We start from the raw sequence: 16,655 nt of genomic DNA on the forward strand, positions 1-16,655 counted from the left end.
GCCATGACCGAGCGCGAGAAAATGCAGGCCGGGCAGTGGTATTGTTGTCTGGACCCGGAACTGAACGCCTTGCGCGATCAGGCCAGACGCGCCGTTCATGCGCACAACACCAGCTCACCGGACCGGCGCACCGACATGGGGCCGGAACTCCGCGCCCTCTTGGGTCATGTGGGCGCGGACTGTTTGCTAGAAGCACCGTTTCACTGTGCCTATGGGATGAACATTCATCTGGGTGACAGAGTTTATTTCAACGCCGGTTGCGTCGTTCTGGATACGGCCCCGGTCCGGATCGGCCACGATACGATGTTCGGGCCCCATGTTGAGATTTATTGCGCCCAACATGCCAAAGATCCGTCAGACCGCGCGCAGGGGCTGGAGGTTGGTTTGCCTGTCACAATCGGCAAACATGTCTGGATCGGAGGCGGAGCAATCCTGTTGCCTGGTATCACCATCGGCGACAATGCCACCATCGGCGCGGGCAGCGTGGTCACAAAGGATGTCGCCGCCGGGCAGACCGTGGTTGGAAACCCAGCCCGCGCTCTGCCAGCCTAAGCGCCCTCGGCCTTTTCTTCCAACATCAGCCATTCCTCTTCAGCAGCAGCGAGTTTTTCCTGCCGCTCGACCAAGGCCTCGGTTGCTTTCTGGAATTTCACCGGTTCGCGGGTGAACAGCTCGGGGTCGGACATGAGTTCCTCAAGCTTGCCGATCTCGGCCTCAAGCCGCTCCATCTCGGCAGGCAGTTTTTCAAGGCGATGTTTTTCCGAGAAGGACAGACCCGCCTTCGGCTGTGCCTCTTGCTTGACTTTTGGCTTTGAAGGTTTTGATTTCTCGTCCTTCTTATGCAGAAGATCGCCGCGCTGTGCGATGTAGTCCGACCAACCGCCCGCATAAACGGTGGCGCGGCCGTTACCTTCCATCGCGATGGTCGTCGTGGCGACACGGTCCAGAAAATCGCGGTCGTGGCTGACCAACAAAACGGTGCCGTCATAGTCGTCCAGCAGCTCTTGCAGCAAGTCCAGCGTTTCCACGTCCAGATCGTTGGTCGGTTCGTCCAGCACCAGCAGATTGGAGGTTTTGGCCATCAGCTTGGCCAGCAAAAGCCGCGCTTTCTCGCCCCCCGAAAGGGACTTAACCGCCGCCCGTGCCTGCCGTTCGTCAAACAGGAATTCCTTGAGGTAACCCACCACATGTTTGGGCTGTCCGCCCACCATGACCTGATCAGCCTTGCCCGAAACCCGCATCTCGGGGTCGCCGGTCAGGCTGTCCCACAGGGTCATCTCGGGGTCCAGCTGGGCGCGGGTCTGGTCGAAGACGGCGACTTCAAGATTGGTGCCCAGCGTCACCGTGCCCTCATCGGGCATTTCCTGCCCCAGCAACATTTTCAGCAGCGTGGTCTTGCCCACACCATTGGGCCCGACAAAAGCCACGCGATCGCCGCGCTGCACTAAAAGGTCAAAGTTCCGCACGATGGGTTTTGCATCAAAAGCCTTGGCCAAGCCTTTGGCTTCGATTACTTTTCGCCCAGATTTCGGCCCCGCCTCAAGCGTCATCGCGGCCGAGCCCTGACGTTTGATCTGCGCCGATTTTTCAGCCCGCAACGCTTGCAAGGCACGCACCCGGCCCTGATTGCGTTTGCGGCGGGCGCTGATGCCTTCGACGGCCCATTTCGCCTCGGACTTGATCAGGCGGTTCAGCTTGTGGCGCTGTTGATCCTCTTCTTCCCAGATCTTGTCGCGCCATGCTTCGAACGCGTCGAACCCCTGTTCCTGCCGCCGCACCGCGCCTCGGTCGATCCACAGAGTCGCACGGGTCAAAGCACGCAAAAAGGCGCGGTCGTGCGAGATCAGCACATAAGCCGCACGGGTCGCGCCCAATTCGCGTTCAAGCCAGGCAATCGCCTCGATATCCAGATGGTTGGTCGGTTCGTCCAGCAGCATCAGGTCGGGCGCTTCGGCCATCAACTTGGCCAACGCCGCGCGGCGGCGCTCCCCGCCCGAGGCGGTTTCAACCGGGCGCGCTGGATCAAACTTCAACCCCTCGCCTGCGCGCTCGACTTTATACAGTTCGCCCGGCTCTAGCCCGCTGGAGGCATAGTCGCCCAGCGTGGCAAAGCCCTCCATGCCCGGGTCTTGCTCCATATAACCGACCGACTTGCCCGGAGGCACAACGATGTCGCCCTGATCCGGTTCGACCAGTCCGGCCATCACTTTCATCAGGGTCGATTTGCCGGACCCGTTGCGCCCCACCAGCGCCACGCGGTCGCCGGGTTGAACCACCAGATCAAGCTCGGAAAACACCGGATCGCCCCCGAAGGTCAGGGAAATGCCGGACATCTGCAACAAAGGAATTCTCGCCATGCCCGCCAGCTAAACCGGCACGGCACACGCGTCAACGATGATTACCCCGCCACTGCGCGCAGCAGCCGTTTGCGCGCCGGCGGAATCGCCCCGATTTCAAGCCCGGTGAACACGTGCAGCGTGTTCATGTGCCGGTCCACGACGGCATGATCGCTGACCCATCCGCCCATCATCAGATAGGTGCGCAGCAAGGGCGGCATCCGCAGCATCGCCTTTTTCGCATCAGGCCGCCTCCGCAGACGCGCGGCAAAGCGGAACACGTCGGGCGCCTTGACCCTTGGCAGCCAGCGTTTCGGCGCCAGATGGCGGTGTTTGAGCATTGCGAACGCGTCCAGATACTTGTCTGTCTCGGTGCCAGCAAAAGATGAACAGCCAAATAGCATTTCGATGTTGTTCTGATCCACATAGGCCGTCATCGCCCCCCAGGCCACGCGCAGGATATCGGGATCAGTCCAATCGGGATGGATGCAGAACCGCCCCATTTCGATCATCCGCCCCTGAAAATCCTCTAGCGCGGACAAATCGTAAAACTGAGCGGAATAGCTGCGACCGACTTCGGCCCCATGTTCCATCGTGAACATGCGAAAGCAGCACACCAGGCGCCCGTCTGATCTGGTATCCTCGACCAGGATATGGGTACAGATCGGATCAAACGCGTCACTGTCGGTTTGATCCGTCGCAAAGGCCAGGGTGCGTAACCGCTGAGCCGCCCTCAGATCCTGTTCGTCTTGCGCCAGACGCGCGCGATATCGGCCTTTGCCAAGCAATAGAGCCATGGTCGCATCCTCCGCGGTTGCCGACCCGTTTCAACTTGTCGCGTGGGTATCACACTATGTGTGACCGTCCCATGACGACGGTAAGACAGAACCACGAATTAGTTGGTCGCGCCTGGAATGTTTGCCGGATTGAAGTTGCCGATATTACCCAAAAGCTGACGCAAAAAGCCCGTGCCCTCGATGCTCGACTCGGTGACACGCCGGTCAAGCTGGACGATAATACCGTCTTCCAGACCAAAGCGCTCGATATTTCGGACCACGCCCCGCTGGTCAAAGCTGATCGCAACCAACTGACGCTCTACCACCTCGGGTCGCTTGGGGCCGTAGTGGCGCACCTTCGAGCGCACATAGTAGAAACCCGAATCCCGCACTACACCAGAGGAGCTGGGAGCGCCAACCGCCTCGATCACGCTGTCGCGGGTATCGACGCCGACCTTTATCTCGGCCAGTTCCTCTGCCGGAGGGATATAGCCGTGATTCTCGAAAATCGGTGTACAAGCGCTGGCCACCGCCAGACAGGCCGTAAAGACAAGCGTTCTGGACGCCAGTTTCAACCTGTTCACAACCTTTAACATGCGCACCCTCTTGCCTTGGCCCCTTGCGGACCCTATCCGCTTACATCAAACCGCAGCCCCGGTTCAACACAGGAAAGGGTCACGAATGAGCAACCAGACATCTCTGCGGGTGGCCGACCTGCCCCAAAACACATCAACCCCGTTTGACCTGCGCCCTGACGCCAAAGAGCTTGCGGTTATCCGAGAGGATCTGGGCCTGCTGGGCCTGCGCAAGCTGAGCTTTGTTGGCGATGTCCGGGCTGAGGGTAAACGCGACTGGATGCTGGCGGGCAAGCTGGGAGCGACAGTGATTCAACCCTGTGTGGTCACGCTCGAACCCGTTACGACCCGGATCGATGTACCCGTCACGCGGGTCTATCTGGCCGACTGGACCGACCCCGACGAGGAAGAGTTCGAAATCCCCGAAGGCGACGAGTCGGAACCATTGGGCCACGAGATCGACCCGGGCCTGGTAATGACCGAGGCCCTGTCGCTTGCCCTGCCCCAATATCCCCGCAAGGACGGTGCGGAACTGGAACAGGCCGACTATACGGAGCCGGGCAAACAGGCGATGACAGATGAAGATGCCAAACCCTTTGCCGGGCTTGCCAGCCTGCGCGATGCACTGAAAAAAGACGAGTGACACGGGACAGATTTCCTGTCATAGCACGCCCTCAGAAAAATCGCTTGAACATGTCGAGAATCGCAGTATTTTCGCGCGCTCATCGGAATTTGGGTTGGACATTGCGGGGCTCGTCCCCTAAACGCGCGTCAAACCACGTAAAAAACGAAGAATGAAACCCGGTCGGCAGCGAATCTGCGGACCCTCAGTAGACAAAGGTTGAGACCATGGCCGTCCAACAGAACAAAGTTTCCAAGTCGCGTCGCAACAACCGTCGCGCACACGACGCTCTGGTTGCTGCAAACCCGAACGAATGCGCAAACTGCGGCGAACTGAAGCGCCCGCACCACGTATGTGCGTCCTGCGGCCACTATGATGACCGCGAAGTCGTCGCGCAGGCCGACGAAATCGACCTGGACGAAGACGCGGCCTAAGCCTTTTAACGCGCAGGCCAAGGCATGACGGAACAGCCCTCGCAAGCCGGACGGATCACCATCTCGGTTGACGCTATGGGCGGAGATTCGGGACCCGCCGCTGTTGTGGCGGGCATTGCCAAATCGGCGGATAAGAACCCCGATATTGCGTTCATCCTGCACGGGCCTGAAGCCCCGCTTCGCAAGCTTGTTGCCAAACGGCGTGTCCTGAACGGGCGCGTCGTTTTTCGTGATTGCACCGATGTGGTCACCATGGAGGACAAGCCCAGTCAGGTTGTGCGCAACGGCAAGCAAACCTCGATGTGGTCGACGCTGGAATCGGTGCGTCAGGGCGAAGCGCATGGTGCAGTGTCCTGCGGCAACACCGGCGCGCTAATGGCGTTGTCGATGATACGGCTGCGCAAACTGCCGGGTGTGAACCGCCCGGCTATCGCGATTCTGTGGCCTTCGCGCAACCCGCAGGGGTTCAACGTGATGCTGGATGTGGGCGCCGATGTGCGCGCCGACGCGAAGGATCTGTTGCAATACGCGTTGATGGGCGCCTCATATGCGCGCAACGGCATGGCGCTAGAGCGTCCCCGGATCGGCCTGCTGAATGTGGGCACCGAAGAACACAAGGGCCGCGCTGAATTGAAAGAAGCGCACGCCATGATCTCGGAATTTGCGGAACAGGCCAGCTTTGATTTCGTGGGCTTTGTTGAAGGTAGCGACATCCCCGGTGACAAGGCGGATGTCATTGTAACCGACGGGTTTACCGGCAATGTCGCAATCAAGACCGGCGAAGGCACGGCCAGCTTGATCGGGGACCTTCTGCGTCAGGCATTCAAGTACTCGCCCTTGTCCCGGCTGGCGTCGGTTCTGGCCATCACCTCGCTGAACCGGTTGAAGAAACGTATCGACCCGCGCCGTGTGAATGGCGGGGTTTTCCTGGGTCTCAACGGCACGGTCGTGAAATCTCATGGCGGTGCAGATGCCACCGGAGTTTCAGCCGCCGTGAAACTGGCCTTTACCCTGGCGCAATCCGGGTTCTCTGAAAAATTGGCGGCACGGGTTGCATCGACGGTCGAGCTTGCACAAGATGCCGCCCACGCACCGTCCAAGGCGGGCGAATAACAAAAAAGGCAGTACCCCAACATGGCAGGCCGTTCAGTTGTTGTAGGTGTCGGACATTATTTGCCAGAGCGCATCGTTCCGAATTCCGAGTTTGAAAAGTCGCTTGATACATCTGATGAGTGGATCAAAACCCGCTCGGGTATCGAACGCCGCCATTTCGCAGCCGAAGGTGAAACCACCTCGGACATGGCGACCAAGGCAGCCGAAGCCGCACTGGCGGATGCCGGGCTGACGGCGGATGACATCGACGCCATCGTGCTGGCAACTTCGACGGCGGACCTGACCTTTCCCTCAGCAGCCACCATGGTGCAATCACGGTTGGGTATGACCAAAGGTTTCGCCTTTGACGTCCAGGCCGTGTGTGCGGGATTCGTCTACGCTCTGACCAATGCCAACGCTCTGATCTTGTCGGATCAGGCCAAACGGGTTCTGGTGATCGGGGCCGAGACGTTCTCCCGAATCATGGATTGGACAGACCGTTCCACCTGTGTGTTGTTCGGCGATGGCGCTGGTGCCTTGATTCTTGAACGCCAGGAAGGGGTTGGTACAGCCGAGGATCGCGGTATCCTGGCTACTGACCTGAATTCCGACGGCCGCTACAAAGACCTGCTTTACGTAGACGGAGGCGTCTCGACCCAGACCACTGGTTTTCTTCGCATGAAGGGCAACCAACTCTTCCGCCAAGCGGTGGAACGCCTGACCGCCACTGCCGAGACTTGCTTGGAAAAAGTTGGTCTTGGACATGAGGATGTGGACTGGATCGTTCCCCATCAGGCGAATATTCGTATCATTCAGGGCACCGCCAAGAAGCTGGGCGTGCCCATGGATCACGTTGTCGTGACGCTTCAGGACCACGGCAATACGTCTGCTGCATCGATTCCCTTGGCTATGTCCGTCGCCAAGCAACGCGGGCAGTTCAAACCCGGCGATTTGCTAGTGACAGAGGCAATCGGGGGTGGATTGGCGTGGGGTTCTGTCCTCCTGCGGTGGTAACAGGCGCAAAACGGCTTACACACAGCCGTGCAATTCATTGATATTGACAGTGAATTTGCCCTGACCCTATGCTTTACCATCAACAGGGGAATTGGCATGGGCGACAAAACACTGACCCGAATGGATCTGAGCGAGGCCGTCTTTCGTGAGGTGGGCCTCTCACGCAATGAAAGCGCGCAACTGGTCGAAAGCGTTCTGAACCATATGTCCGACGCGCTTGTGCGCGGCGAACAGGTCAAGATTTCATCCTTCGGGACTTTCAGCGTTCGGGACAAAACTGCCCGCATCGGCCGCAACCCCAAAACCGGGGAAGAGGTTCCTATTCAGCCGCGTCGCGTGCTGACCTTTCGCCCGTCGCACCTGATGAAGGATCGCGTCGCCGCTGGGAACCGCAAGTAACATCAGGACAGCGACACCATGAGCAAGTCACCCGACGCCTTTCGCACGATTAGTGAAGTTGCGGACTGGCTGGGTGTTCAGGCACATGTTCTGCGATTTTGGGAAAGCCGTTTCACACAGGTGAAACCGGTCAAACGCGCGGGTGGCAGGCGGTATTATCGACCCAATGACATGCGCCTGCTTGGAGGTATCAAAAAGCTGCTGCACGAAGATGGGATCACCATCAAAGGCGTGCAGCGCATTCTGCGTGAGCAAGGCGTGGCTTATGTGGCTTCGCTGTCGCAGGGGCTTGATGAAACCGCCGAACCCGAAGCCAAGGCAAACGACGCGGTGGTGGTTCCATTTACTGCAAAACCTGAGCCCAGCCAGCAGATCACACTGGACTTGGGAGATAGCAGCACGACCCCCGGTGCGCCTAAGGAAAGCCCTGCTGCAAAACCCGCTCCGGCCACGCCACAAGACACATCTATGCCGCGCGAAGCGGTTTCACCTGTCCATGTCGAACGGTCTCCGACAATTTCTGGAATTGCAGCCCGTGCCTGGGCACGAACCGATTTCGACGACGATCTTTTGCGCCGGATTGCACCCGTCGCAAAGGAATTGCGTGCCGTTCTGAACAGAATTGAAAACCGATCCGCGGGATAAGAAAAAAGGCGATGATTTCCTCTTGCCCCCGCCGGGAAAGTCTTTATGAACACCTCAACGTCGGGCTATGGCGCAGCCTGGTAGCGCGTCCGTCTGGGGGACGGAAGGTCGCAGGTTCGAGTCCTGCTAGCCCGACCAAATCACACCGACGTTTATGGCAGACAGGCCAGATCCCGCTCTGGCATCAGGGGGGATCAAGATGACAGGTGTATGCCCAAACCAGCAAATCGAAGGCATGATCGCACGCGGTGAGATCACTGCAAACCCGGCGGTTATCGACGCGCAGGTACAACCGGCCAGTCTGGATTTGCGTCTTGGAACAGTCGCTTACCGCGTGCGTGCCTCGTTCCTGGCCGGCGAAGGGCGATCCGTCGCCGACCGCCTGACCGAGTTTGAGATGCACCGCATCGACATCACCGACGGCGCTGTTCTGGAAAAGGGATGCGTCTATCTGGTGCCGCTGATGGAATCGCTGGCCCTGCCTGACAGCGTGACCGCTGTGGCCAACGCCAAGAGCTCGACCGGGCGCCTGGATCTGCTGACACGTACAATCACAGATGGAGGGGCCGAATTTGACCGTGTGCCCGCTGGCTACCGCGGCCCGCTCTATGCCGAAATTTGCCCCCGCTCCTTCTCGGTTCTAGTGCGACCGGGCATGCGTTTGAACCAAATAAGATTCCGTCAGGGACAAGCCGTGTTGAGCGACGCAGAACTGAGCGCGCTGCACAATAAGTCCCCACTGGTCGATGGACCTGCGGTCATTCAGGATGGGCTGGGCTTTTCAGTTGACCTGCGCCTGCCTGACACTGATCTGGTGGGCTACCGCGCCAAGCCCCATACGGGCGTGATCGATCTGGACCGGATTGGTGAATACGACCCGCAGGAATATTGGGAAGAAGTGCGCACCACCGAGGGGCGAATCATCCTTGATCCCGGCGCTTTCTATATCCTGGTCAGCCGCGAGGCTGTTCATATCCCACCAATGTATGCCGCCGAAATGGCCCCTTATCTCGCTATGGTTGGTGAATTCCGGGTGCACTATGCCGGCTTCTTCGACCCTGGTTTTGGTCATGCTGCGGCTGGGGGTGCAGGGTCGCGCGGCGTATTGGAGGTGCGCTGCCATGAGGCCCCATTCGTGCTAGAGCATGGGCAGGTCGTAGGACGGCTCGTCTACGAAAAAATGGCTGAAATGCCCACGCAGCTCTATGGGGCAGGCATCGCGTCAAACTATCAGGGACAGGGCTTGAAACTATCCAAGCACTTTAAAGCTGTCTCTTAAAACTTCATGAACCGTCGCATCTGACGAGTCATCCGCTGCATCTGTTTCACGTTTTGCGCCTGACGGTCGCCATTCTGTTTCATATGCTGGGCAGCTTGAGGATCATTGGCAGAGGGCTGTCCTTGCTGCGGCTTTCCAACTCGGCCCGCCAAGTCGAACCCTTTATCGACGCCTTTTGTCACAAGCCGACGCATGACTTGACGCACAATCATATCGATCATTCGATTGGCATTCATTGCTTAACTCCGTTTCCTGCGCCTCAACATAGGTGATTCTTGCGTCAACAAAAGGGCTGCGCGATCACTCTTCCTCGAACAGTTCGGTCTGCTCGTCGTCATCTTCATCCTCGCGCCCTTCGCCCATTGGGATCGTTCCCGGAGGCGGCCGGTTTTCCAGCAACCCGGCGGCACGCAATTCTTGCAGCCCCGGAAGGTCGCGCGCGTTTTCCAGCCCGAAATGATCCAGAAACTGAGGCGTTACCACGAAGGTCACCGGGCGGCCTGGAGTCATCCGTCGGCGGCCCAGCCTGATCCACTCCATTTCCAGCAACTGGTCGATGGTCCCGCGCGAGACGGACACGCCACGGATTTCCTCGATCTCGGCCCGCGTGCAGGGCTGGTGATAGGCCACGATGGCCAGCGTTTCGATCGCGGCACGGCTGAGTTTGCGGGTCTCAACCGTTTCCTTCTGCATCAGAAATCCCAGATCGGGGGCGGTTCGGATGGCCCAGGCTTCGCCCACGCGCACCACGCGCACGCCGCGGCCTTCGTATCGTTTGCGCAACAGATCAACCGCTTGCGCTGCATCGCTGCCATGAGGCATCCGGGCCTCAAGATCGCCGATCGTCACCGGTTCGGCGCTGGCGAACAGCACGGCTTCGACCATACGTTCCTGTTCGGCCAAGGGGGGTGCTTCGAACAGTGTGCCGGTTTCCTCAGAGGTTTCAGTCACGTGATTCGGTCCTCTTGCGCAGATGGATCGGAGCAAACGTCTCGCTCTGTTTGATTTCCATATGTCCCTCTTTCACCAGCTCCAACGAGGCCGCGAATGTCGCCGCCGTGGCCGAGCGCCGCCGCACCGGATCGGCGTCCCAGCCATCGGGCAGATAGGTTTCCATATCCGTCCACGCGCCCGCAAACCCGATCAGAGGGCGCATCCGTTCCAGCGCCTGTTCCATGGTAAAGACGGCATCGCGGTCCATGACAAAGGGTCGGAATTCGTCGCGGGTACGAATACGGGCATAGCCCTGCATCAGGTCAAGCAGCGTGGCCGAATAGGTCACTGTACGGATGCGGGTGATATCCTCGCCCTGCCCGCGTTTGAAGAAATCGCGCCCCAGCTGGTCGCGCGCCATCAGACGGGCAGCAGCATCGCGCATGGCCTGCAGACGTTCCAGTTGGAAGGCCAGGTGCGCGGCCAATTCCTCGCCCGACGGTCCTTCGTCATCGGGATCGGGCGGCAGCAGCAGGCGGGATTTCAGAAAGGCGAGCCACGCGGCCATCACCAGATAATCAGCCGCCAGTTCGATCCGCAGCGCACGGGCCTTTTCCACGAAGGTCAGATATTGCTGCGCCAGCGCCAGAACCGAGATTTTGCGCAGATCAACCTTTTGCGTCCGCGACAGGGTCAACAGCACGTCCAGCGGGCCTTCGAACCCGTCGACGTCAACAATCAGCGCCTCGGCAGCAAGCCGATCCGCGACCGAGACCGGGTCTTCGCTGAAAAGGTTATCGTTCATATACCTGCCCGCCCATTAGGGCAGATAGTTCCGCCTCGGCGGCTTCGATGTCAAGTTCCACGGGCTTTTGCCGCATCGACAGCGTCTTTTCGGCGCGTTTTTGCGCTTGCGGGGTCATCTCGCCGGCGGCCTCCAGCACTTTAGCGCGGGCCTCATACGAGCCGTTGCAATGCAAGACCACGTCGCAGCCCGCAGCCAACGCGTGATGGGCGATCTCTTCGGGCGCACCGGACAGGGCTTTCATCGAGATATCGTCGGTCATGATCAGCCCATCGAACCCGATTGTGTCGCGGATCAGGCCGATCATCGTTGGCGAAATCGTTGCCGGTTGCGGGTCGATCCGGTCATAGACCAGATGTGCGGTCATCCCCATCGGCAGATCGTTCAAAGCACGGAACGGGGCGAAATCAGCCCCTTCCAGCGCTTCTTGTGTCAGGTCCACATGCGGCAGGTCATGGTGGCTGTCCAGCGTTGACAACCCGTGGCCGGGCATATGCTTGATCACGGGAAGAACACCGCCCTCAAGATGCCCCTTCGCGACGGCGCGCCCGATCTTGGAAACCTGTTTAGGGTCAGACCCATAGCAGCGGTTCTTTAGAAAAGCGTGGGTGTCTGCACGCGCCAGATCCACCATGGGGGCACAGTTACTGTCGATGCCCAGCTCGAACAATTCCCGCGCGATCAGGCGATAGCGCAGATACATCGCGCGTTCGGCGTGATCCCCGGCGCGTTCAGCGTGATCCAGCGGCGGCAGCCACTCGCGCGCGATGGGCGCGCGCAGGCGCTGCACGCGTCCGCCTTCCTGATCGATGGTGATAGGGCAATTGCGGCCCACCGCCTCGCGGAACTCATCACACAGAGCGCGGACTTGATCCTCGGTCTCGATATTGCGGGCAAACAGAATGAACCCAAACGGGTTCATTTCTCGAAACAGTTTCTTTTCCTGAGGCGTCAGGCGCAGCCCCTCGGCGTCGGTAATTGCGGCGCAGAATGTCACCGAGCGGCCACCGGGATACAGTCAGCGCCTTGCCCTTGCAGCGCGGCACAGAACTGGCGTGAATCGCTCAGGTCATCAAAGCCCAGAACCCGAAGGCGATAGAACGTCCGGCCACCGCTTGAGGTTTTCTGGATAACACGCTGTTTTCCAACCATATACTCACTGAAACGCCCATTCAGACGATTCCATTCGGCCCGCGCGACATCAGGGCTTTCATACGCGCCCAATTGGGCCATGCGTGTACCTTTGGACAGCGCGTTCGGATCGACATCCAGCCCCACGGCCGCTTTGACAGCCGCGTTGATAGCATCTTCGGTTTTGCTGGATGCAGTAATGCCACTGGCAGTCGTTCGTGCGGGCCGCGTGTTCGGACGCAATGAGCGCCGGACGCCAGGCAGGGCTGCAATCGCAGGGTCCGGCAGTTGCGCGGCCAGATCGGCAGGATCAATCGCGGGTTCATCATCCAACGGACCCAACGAGGCCAGCTGCACACCTTCGTCTGTTTCGGTGTCAGGCGTTTCGGCCTCACCCGCCAATTCGGCAACCAACGCATCAACCGCGCCTTGACGCAGTTGAGCCGCCTCCTGGTTCGAGATTTCCTCTTCAACCACATGCACCGCAGGGGTTGCACGCAGCGGTTCAACCGGCGTGTCCTCATCTGTCAGCGAAACCGGACGCGGAGCAAGGATCAGGCGATCCGCCGGAGGCGCAGCCGTCCCGACCGCAGCGACAGTATTTACTGCAAGGCCCTGATGATCAGCGGGAGTTCCACCGGGGTTCTCTGGCTGAATACGCATCGGGCCTTCAACAGCACGTACCACCGGAACGCCACTGACATCACGCATCACAAGCTTGTAGCCCCAGACACCGATCCCCGCGACCAAGGCCAGGGATGCAACCGCGCCCAGCGCATTCACGATACGACCTAAACCGGCGGCACGGGGCGCATCTTCGTATCCGTGCATCTCATCGGAATAGTCGTACCCACCCTGAGGATGCGGTTGATTCGTGTAATGCATCTGCTCGGGACGCATTTGCCCCGAGTAATCGTAGTTCGCCATGTCCGCCTCACCGCCCGTTTCGCGCCGGGAAATAAGGCGCGCGGGTCATTTCTTGCCTACCTCGTACCGGCGCGTCGGGCGGTGTTTGTTACCGCATCTCCTGCGCCGGGGTAACGCCAAGAATACCCAAGCCCGCTGAAATCACAACAGAAACGGCACGGGCCAATGCGATTTTTGACTGGCTTGTGGCAACATCGCCATCCTGGATGAACCGCAGCTGGGTTACGTCGTTGCCCTTGTTCCAAAGCGCATGGAAGTCGCCGGCCAGCTCATAGAGGTAGAACGCAACGCGGTGCGGCTCGTTTGTGCGAGCGGCGATTTCCACCAGACGTGGCCATTCGGCCAGCTTTTTGGCGACTGTCAGCTCGGATGCGTGATCGTTCTTACTCAGATCGGCCCCTTTTAGGGTCGCATCATCTGCGGCGATCCCGGCCTCAGCCGCGCGGCGCAACACGCTCATGACGCGGGCATGGGCGTATTGCACGTAGAACACAGGATTCTCGCGGCTTTGCTCAAGCACCTTGTCGAAATCGAAATCCAGCGGCGCATCGTTCTTGCGGGTCAGCATCACGAAACGGGTCACATCCGGCCCCACCTGATCCACCACATCGCGCAGAGTAACGAAGTTCCCTGCCCGCTTAGACATCTTGAACGGCTCGCCATTCTTCCAAAGCTTCACCAACTGAGTCAGCTTGATATCCAGCGGCACCTTACCGTCAGACAGTGCCGACACAGCCGCCTTCATCCGTTTGACATAGCCGCCGTGGTCGGCGCCAAACACGTCGATCAGAGCGTCAAAACCACGGCTTACCTTGTCATAGTGATAGGCGATATCGGGCGCGAAATAGGTCCACGCGCCGTCCGATTTCTTGACTGGGCGGTCCACGTCATCGCCATGCTCAGTCGATTTGAACAGAGTCTGCTCGCGCGGCTCCCAATCCTCGGGCTTTTTACCCTTGGGCGGCTCCAGCACACCTTCATAGATCAGGCCCTTGTCGGTCAGCGACTCCAGCGCGGCCTCGATCCGGCCCGTGCCATAGAGCGACTTTTCCGAGAAGAACACATCCATCTCAACGCCCAGCGCCTTCAGATCGGCACGGATCAGGTCCATCATCGCATCGGTGGCAAAATTGCGCAGGTCTTCCAGCCACTCGCTCTCGGGCTTGTCGATCAGGCTGTCGCCGTATTTCTCTTTCAGAGCCTCACCGATCGGGATCAGATAGTCACCGGGGTAGAGGCCCTCGGCGATTTCTGGGCTGAGGCCATTGGCCTCGCGATACCGCTCATAGGCCGAACGCGCCAGTACATCCACCTGCGCGCCGCCGTCGTTGATGTAATACTCACGCGTCACATCATGGCCGGAATAGGCCAGCAGGCTTGCCAAGGCATCCCCGAAGACCGCGCCCCGCGTATGGCCCACGTGCAGCGGACCGGTGGGATTGGCCGAGACATATTCCACGTTCACCTTCTGCCCATGGCCCATGGTCGAGCGGCCATAATCGGTGCCCTGTTCCAGCACGGCAGCCAACACACCCTGCCAAACCGATGGCGCCAGACGCAGGTTCAAAAACCCCGGCCCTGCTACCTCGGCGCTGGTGATCCGGGCATCGGCGGCCAGCTTTCCCGCCAGCACATCGGCAATGTCGCGCGGCTTCATCTTGGCGGGTTTCGCCAGCACCATCGCCGCGTTGGTCGCCATGTCGCCATGTGCCGCATCGCGCGGAGGCTCAACCGCCACGTTGTCAAAGCTCAGCCCTTCGGGCAACGCGCCTTCGGACTGCATCTGCGCCAGCGCGTCCAGTACAAGGGCGCGGATCTCGGAAAACAGGTTCATTTCGGATGTCCTTTTGCTTGCCCGGCGGTTTATCACGCAGCGCGGTAAGGTCAATGGATGCCTAAAGTTTGCTCTTGGTTTAAGCGCATTCCCCATTAAAGTCGCGCGGAATTGCCTGATCGGAGACCATTCATGCGCCTTGCCCTGCCCCTAAGCCTGCTTCTGTCCTATGCCCTGCCCGTTCTGGCCGAAATGCCCGCACCGCAAGGACATGTGCTGGTGACACTCGGCGGCGCGGTCACTGAGACCAAACTGCCCGCGCGGGGCGAGAATGGCGGCGGGCTGCTTGGGTTTCTCGAGGTGACTCATGACGGGGCAGCAGGGTTTGACGCGGCCCTTCTGGACAGCCTGCCCCAGGTTCAGATCACCATTCCCTATGGCCCGCCCGATCATCAACGCGACTACACGTTTAGTGGCCCGCTGCTGTCGGATGTCATGATCCTTGCGGGGGCCGAAGGAAAAACCGCACGTCCCATGGCAATGGACGGGTATCAGGCGGAAATCCCATGGGACAGCATTTCGACGTACAAACCTATTTTAGCCACCCATGCCGACGGTGCACCGATGGGCGTCGGAGGATATGGCCCCACCATGATCGTGTTCCCGCCAACCGACGATGCAGACGCAGCCGACGCTCAAGCCAGCCAACAGGTCTGGGCGCTAGCCTATATCGGGATCGAGTGACCTTGAGGCGCGGGTCGTCCTGTCAACCGTACATGATCCTGTATTGCAAACCGGTCCGTCATCCCGGCGATATAGTCTGACACGATCCGGGCAAGTGCGGCTTCATTCCCTGCCGCCTCAATATCAGCGTGCCAGCGGGCCGGCATTTGACGGGGGTCCCCGAGATAAATCGGGAACAACTCTTCGACGATCTTGCTAACCTCGGCCCGCACCTCCATCACCGAGGGCGCGCGATACATCCGGGTGAACAGAAAGGCGCGGATGTCCTGCAACTGCGCCCACAATTGCCCCGAGAACTGGATCACCGGGCGGCCCAAATGGCGGATATCTTCCACCGATTGCGCTCCGGATTCGGCAACCAACGCGGCAGATGTATCGATCACATCCGAGACCATGACCCCAAAGACGCGCCGCAGAGCTTCATGCCTGCGCCGATACGGATCAAGATTTGGATAGGCGCGATCAACCTCGGCATAGCATGCACCCACAATCGGCAGGGCTTGAATTTCATCATCACTGAACAAATCCGCCCGCAGCCCGTCCAGCAAATCGTGATTGTTATAGGCAATGTCGTCGGATAGGGCCGCAACCTGCGCCTCGGCGCTGGCATGAGTGTGCAGCTCCAGATCAAACGCGCCGTTGCACTCGGCCAGCGCCCAGGGCAATTCGCCCTCCACCGGACCGTTATGTTTTGCAATACCCTCCAGACACTCCCAAGTCAGGTTGCAGCCGTCGAATTCGGCGTAATGGCGTTCCAGCTTGGTCACGATCCGAATGGCCTGCGCATTGTGATCGAAGCCACCATAGGGCTGCATCAACGCATGCAAGGCGTCTTCACCGGTATGGCCAAAAGGCGTATGCCCCAGATCATGCGCCAGAGCCACCGCCTCGGTCAATTCAGGGTTCAGACCCAACGCCCCTGCAATGGTCCGCGCAACTTGCGCCACTTCGATTGAATGGGTCAGACGGGTGCGGTAGCTGTCCCCTTCATGTTCGACAAAAACTTGTGTCTTGTGTTTGAGCCGCCTAAACGCGCTGGCATGAATGATCCTGTCACGGTCGCGCTGAAAGCATGACCGGAAACTGCTTTCGTCCTCCGGCACCAACCGCCCTCTTGCGCGGCCGGGATCCGAGGCAAAACCCGCTCTGTCCAAAGGTCTTGTCCTTGT

19 protein-coding genes and 1 tRNA gene are annotated in these 16,655 nt (G+C 59.6%); 10 read left to right on the top strand and 10 right to left on the bottom strand.

Translation table 11 applies throughout. The features are described 5' to 3' along the window. Positions 1 to 3: 3 nt before the first annotated feature. Positions 4 to 552 (top strand): sugar O-acetyltransferase, encoded by a 549-nt coding sequence (locus ABWV79_RS02175; protein WP_353390213.1) that lies wholly within the window; start codon positions 4 to 6, stop codon positions 550 to 552. Here ABWV79_RS02175 and ABWV79_RS02180 read toward each other — a convergent pair. From ABWV79_RS02180 to ABWV79_RS02190, 3 genes are all read right to left on the bottom strand, one after another. Beyond that, on the bottom strand, positions 549 to 2,357 hold the full coding sequence (locus ABWV79_RS02180) for an ABC-F family ATP-binding cassette domain-containing protein (protein WP_353390214.1): 1,809 nt from the start codon (positions 2,355 to 2,357) through the stop codon (positions 549 to 551). The two genes, ABWV79_RS02175 and ABWV79_RS02180, sit on opposite strands and share 4 nt — an antisense overlap. Positions 2,358 to 2,398: 41 nt before the next feature. Further along, positions 2,399 to 3,133, bottom strand: a complete 735-nt coding sequence (locus tag ABWV79_RS02185) for a GNAT family N-acetyltransferase (RefSeq protein ID WP_353390216.1) — start codon at positions 3,131 to 3,133, stop codon at positions 2,399 to 2,401. 98 nt (positions 3,134 to 3,231) lie between these two features. Continuing rightward, on the bottom strand, positions 3,232 to 3,708 hold the full coding sequence (locus ABWV79_RS02190; RefSeq protein WP_353390217.1) for an outer membrane protein assembly factor BamE: 477 nt from the start codon (positions 3,706 to 3,708) through the stop codon (positions 3,232 to 3,234). An 85-nt stretch (positions 3,709 to 3,793) separates the two neighbouring features. Between ABWV79_RS02190 and ABWV79_RS02195 the strand changes: the two genes are divergently transcribed. The 8 genes from ABWV79_RS02195 (at position 3,794) to ABWV79_RS02230 (ending at position 9,172) form a co-directional block, all read left to right on the top strand. Next, positions 3,794 to 4,330: a YceD family protein gene (locus ABWV79_RS02195; RefSeq protein ID WP_353390218.1), complete on the top strand. Its 537-nt coding sequence runs from the start codon at positions 3,794 to 3,796 to the stop codon at positions 4,328 to 4,330. Between the two features lie 206 nt (positions 4,331 to 4,536). After that, complete coding sequence (rpmF, locus tag ABWV79_RS02200; protein ID WP_037316137.1) at positions 4,537 to 4,743, top strand: 50S ribosomal protein L32; 207 nt, start codon at positions 4,537 to 4,539, stop codon at positions 4,741 to 4,743. A gap of 24 nt (positions 4,744 to 4,767) precedes the next feature. After that, entirely contained in the window at positions 4,768 to 5,856 is a 1,089-nt protein-coding gene (plsX, locus tag ABWV79_RS02205) for a phosphate acyltransferase PlsX (protein ID WP_353390219.1), read from the top strand. 21 nt (positions 5,857 to 5,877) lie between these two features. Then, positions 5,878 to 6,849, top strand: coding sequence for a beta-ketoacyl-ACP synthase III (locus tag ABWV79_RS02210; protein ID WP_353390221.1), 972 nt, complete (start codon positions 5,878 to 5,880; stop codon positions 6,847 to 6,849). Positions 6,850 to 6,945: 96 nt separating this feature from the next. Next, complete coding sequence (gene ihfA / locus ABWV79_RS02215) at positions 6,946 to 7,248, top strand: integration host factor subunit alpha (RefSeq protein ID WP_008755922.1); 303 nt, start codon at positions 6,946 to 6,948, stop codon at positions 7,246 to 7,248. Between the two features lie 18 nt (positions 7,249 to 7,266). After that, positions 7,267 to 7,893: a MerR family transcriptional regulator gene (locus tag ABWV79_RS02220; RefSeq protein WP_353390223.1), complete on the top strand. Its 627-nt coding sequence runs from the start codon at positions 7,267 to 7,269 to the stop codon at positions 7,891 to 7,893. Positions 7,894 to 7,954: 61 nt separating this feature from the next. Further along, positions 7,955 to 8,031, top strand: a tRNA-Pro gene (locus tag ABWV79_RS02225). 61 nt (positions 8,032 to 8,092) lie between these two features. Beyond that, positions 8,093 to 9,172, top strand: coding sequence for a 2'-deoxycytidine 5'-triphosphate deaminase (locus ABWV79_RS02230; RefSeq protein ID WP_170354445.1), 1,080 nt, complete (start codon positions 8,093 to 8,095; stop codon positions 9,170 to 9,172). Here ABWV79_RS02230 and ABWV79_RS02235 read toward each other — a convergent pair. The 6 genes from ABWV79_RS02235 to argS all read right to left on the bottom strand — a co-directional run bounded on the left by ABWV79_RS02235 (position 9,169) and on the right by argS (position 14,802). Next, entirely contained in the window at positions 9,169 to 9,408 is a 240-nt protein-coding gene (locus tag ABWV79_RS02235) for a hypothetical protein (RefSeq protein WP_353390225.1), read from the bottom strand. The two genes, ABWV79_RS02230 and ABWV79_RS02235, sit on opposite strands and share 4 nt — an antisense overlap. 64 nt (positions 9,409 to 9,472) lie before the next feature. Then, positions 9,473 to 10,123 (bottom strand): SMC-Scp complex subunit ScpB, encoded by a 651-nt coding sequence (gene scpB / locus ABWV79_RS02240; RefSeq protein WP_170354447.1) that lies wholly within the window; start codon positions 10,121 to 10,123, stop codon positions 9,473 to 9,475. Next, positions 10,116 to 10,910: a segregation and condensation protein A gene (locus ABWV79_RS02245; protein WP_353390227.1), complete on the bottom strand. Its 795-nt coding sequence runs from the start codon at positions 10,908 to 10,910 to the stop codon at positions 10,116 to 10,118. The genes scpB and ABWV79_RS02245 overlap by 8 nt, the downstream gene beginning before the upstream one ends. After that, positions 10,900 to 11,907, bottom strand: coding sequence for a beta-N-acetylhexosaminidase (gene nagZ, locus ABWV79_RS02250; protein WP_353390229.1), 1,008 nt, complete (start codon positions 11,905 to 11,907; stop codon positions 10,900 to 10,902). Before nagZ ends, ABWV79_RS02245 begins: the two co-directional genes overlap by 11 nt. Next, the gene (locus ABWV79_RS02255) at positions 11,904 to 12,968 is read right to left on the bottom strand and encodes an SPOR domain-containing protein (RefSeq protein WP_353390232.1); all 1,065 of its coding nucleotides are present in this window, start codon (positions 12,966 to 12,968) and stop codon (positions 11,904 to 11,906) included. The genes nagZ and ABWV79_RS02255 overlap by 4 nt, the downstream gene beginning before the upstream one ends. Before the next feature lie 88 nt (positions 12,969 to 13,056). After that, complete coding sequence (gene argS / locus ABWV79_RS02260; RefSeq protein ID WP_353390234.1) at positions 13,057 to 14,802, bottom strand: arginine--tRNA ligase; 1,746 nt, start codon at positions 14,800 to 14,802, stop codon at positions 13,057 to 13,059. A 132-nt stretch (positions 14,803 to 14,934) separates the two neighbouring features. On the opposite strand from argS, the gene ABWV79_RS02265 reads away from it, so the two are divergent. Continuing rightward, a complete protein-coding gene (locus tag ABWV79_RS02265; RefSeq protein ID WP_353390237.1) occupies positions 14,935 to 15,486 on the top strand; it encodes a putative pterin-binding protein in 552 nt (183 codons plus the stop codon). Here the strand turns inward: ABWV79_RS02265 and ABWV79_RS02270 are convergent. Next, positions 15,468 to 16,640 carry a deoxyguanosinetriphosphate triphosphohydrolase gene (locus ABWV79_RS02270; RefSeq protein ID WP_353390239.1) on the bottom strand — a complete coding sequence of 391 codons (1,173 nt, stop codon included), beginning with the start codon at positions 16,638 to 16,640 and terminating at the stop codon, positions 15,468 to 15,470. The two genes, ABWV79_RS02265 and ABWV79_RS02270, sit on opposite strands and share 19 nt — an antisense overlap. Between the last annotated feature and the right edge of the window lie 15 nt (positions 16,641 to 16,655).

The organism is Ruegeria sp. HU-ET01832 (assembly GCF_040371315.1).
Classification (GTDB): Bacteria; Pseudomonadota; Alphaproteobacteria; order Rhodobacterales; family Rhodobacteraceae; genus Ruegeria; species Ruegeria lacuscaerulensis_A.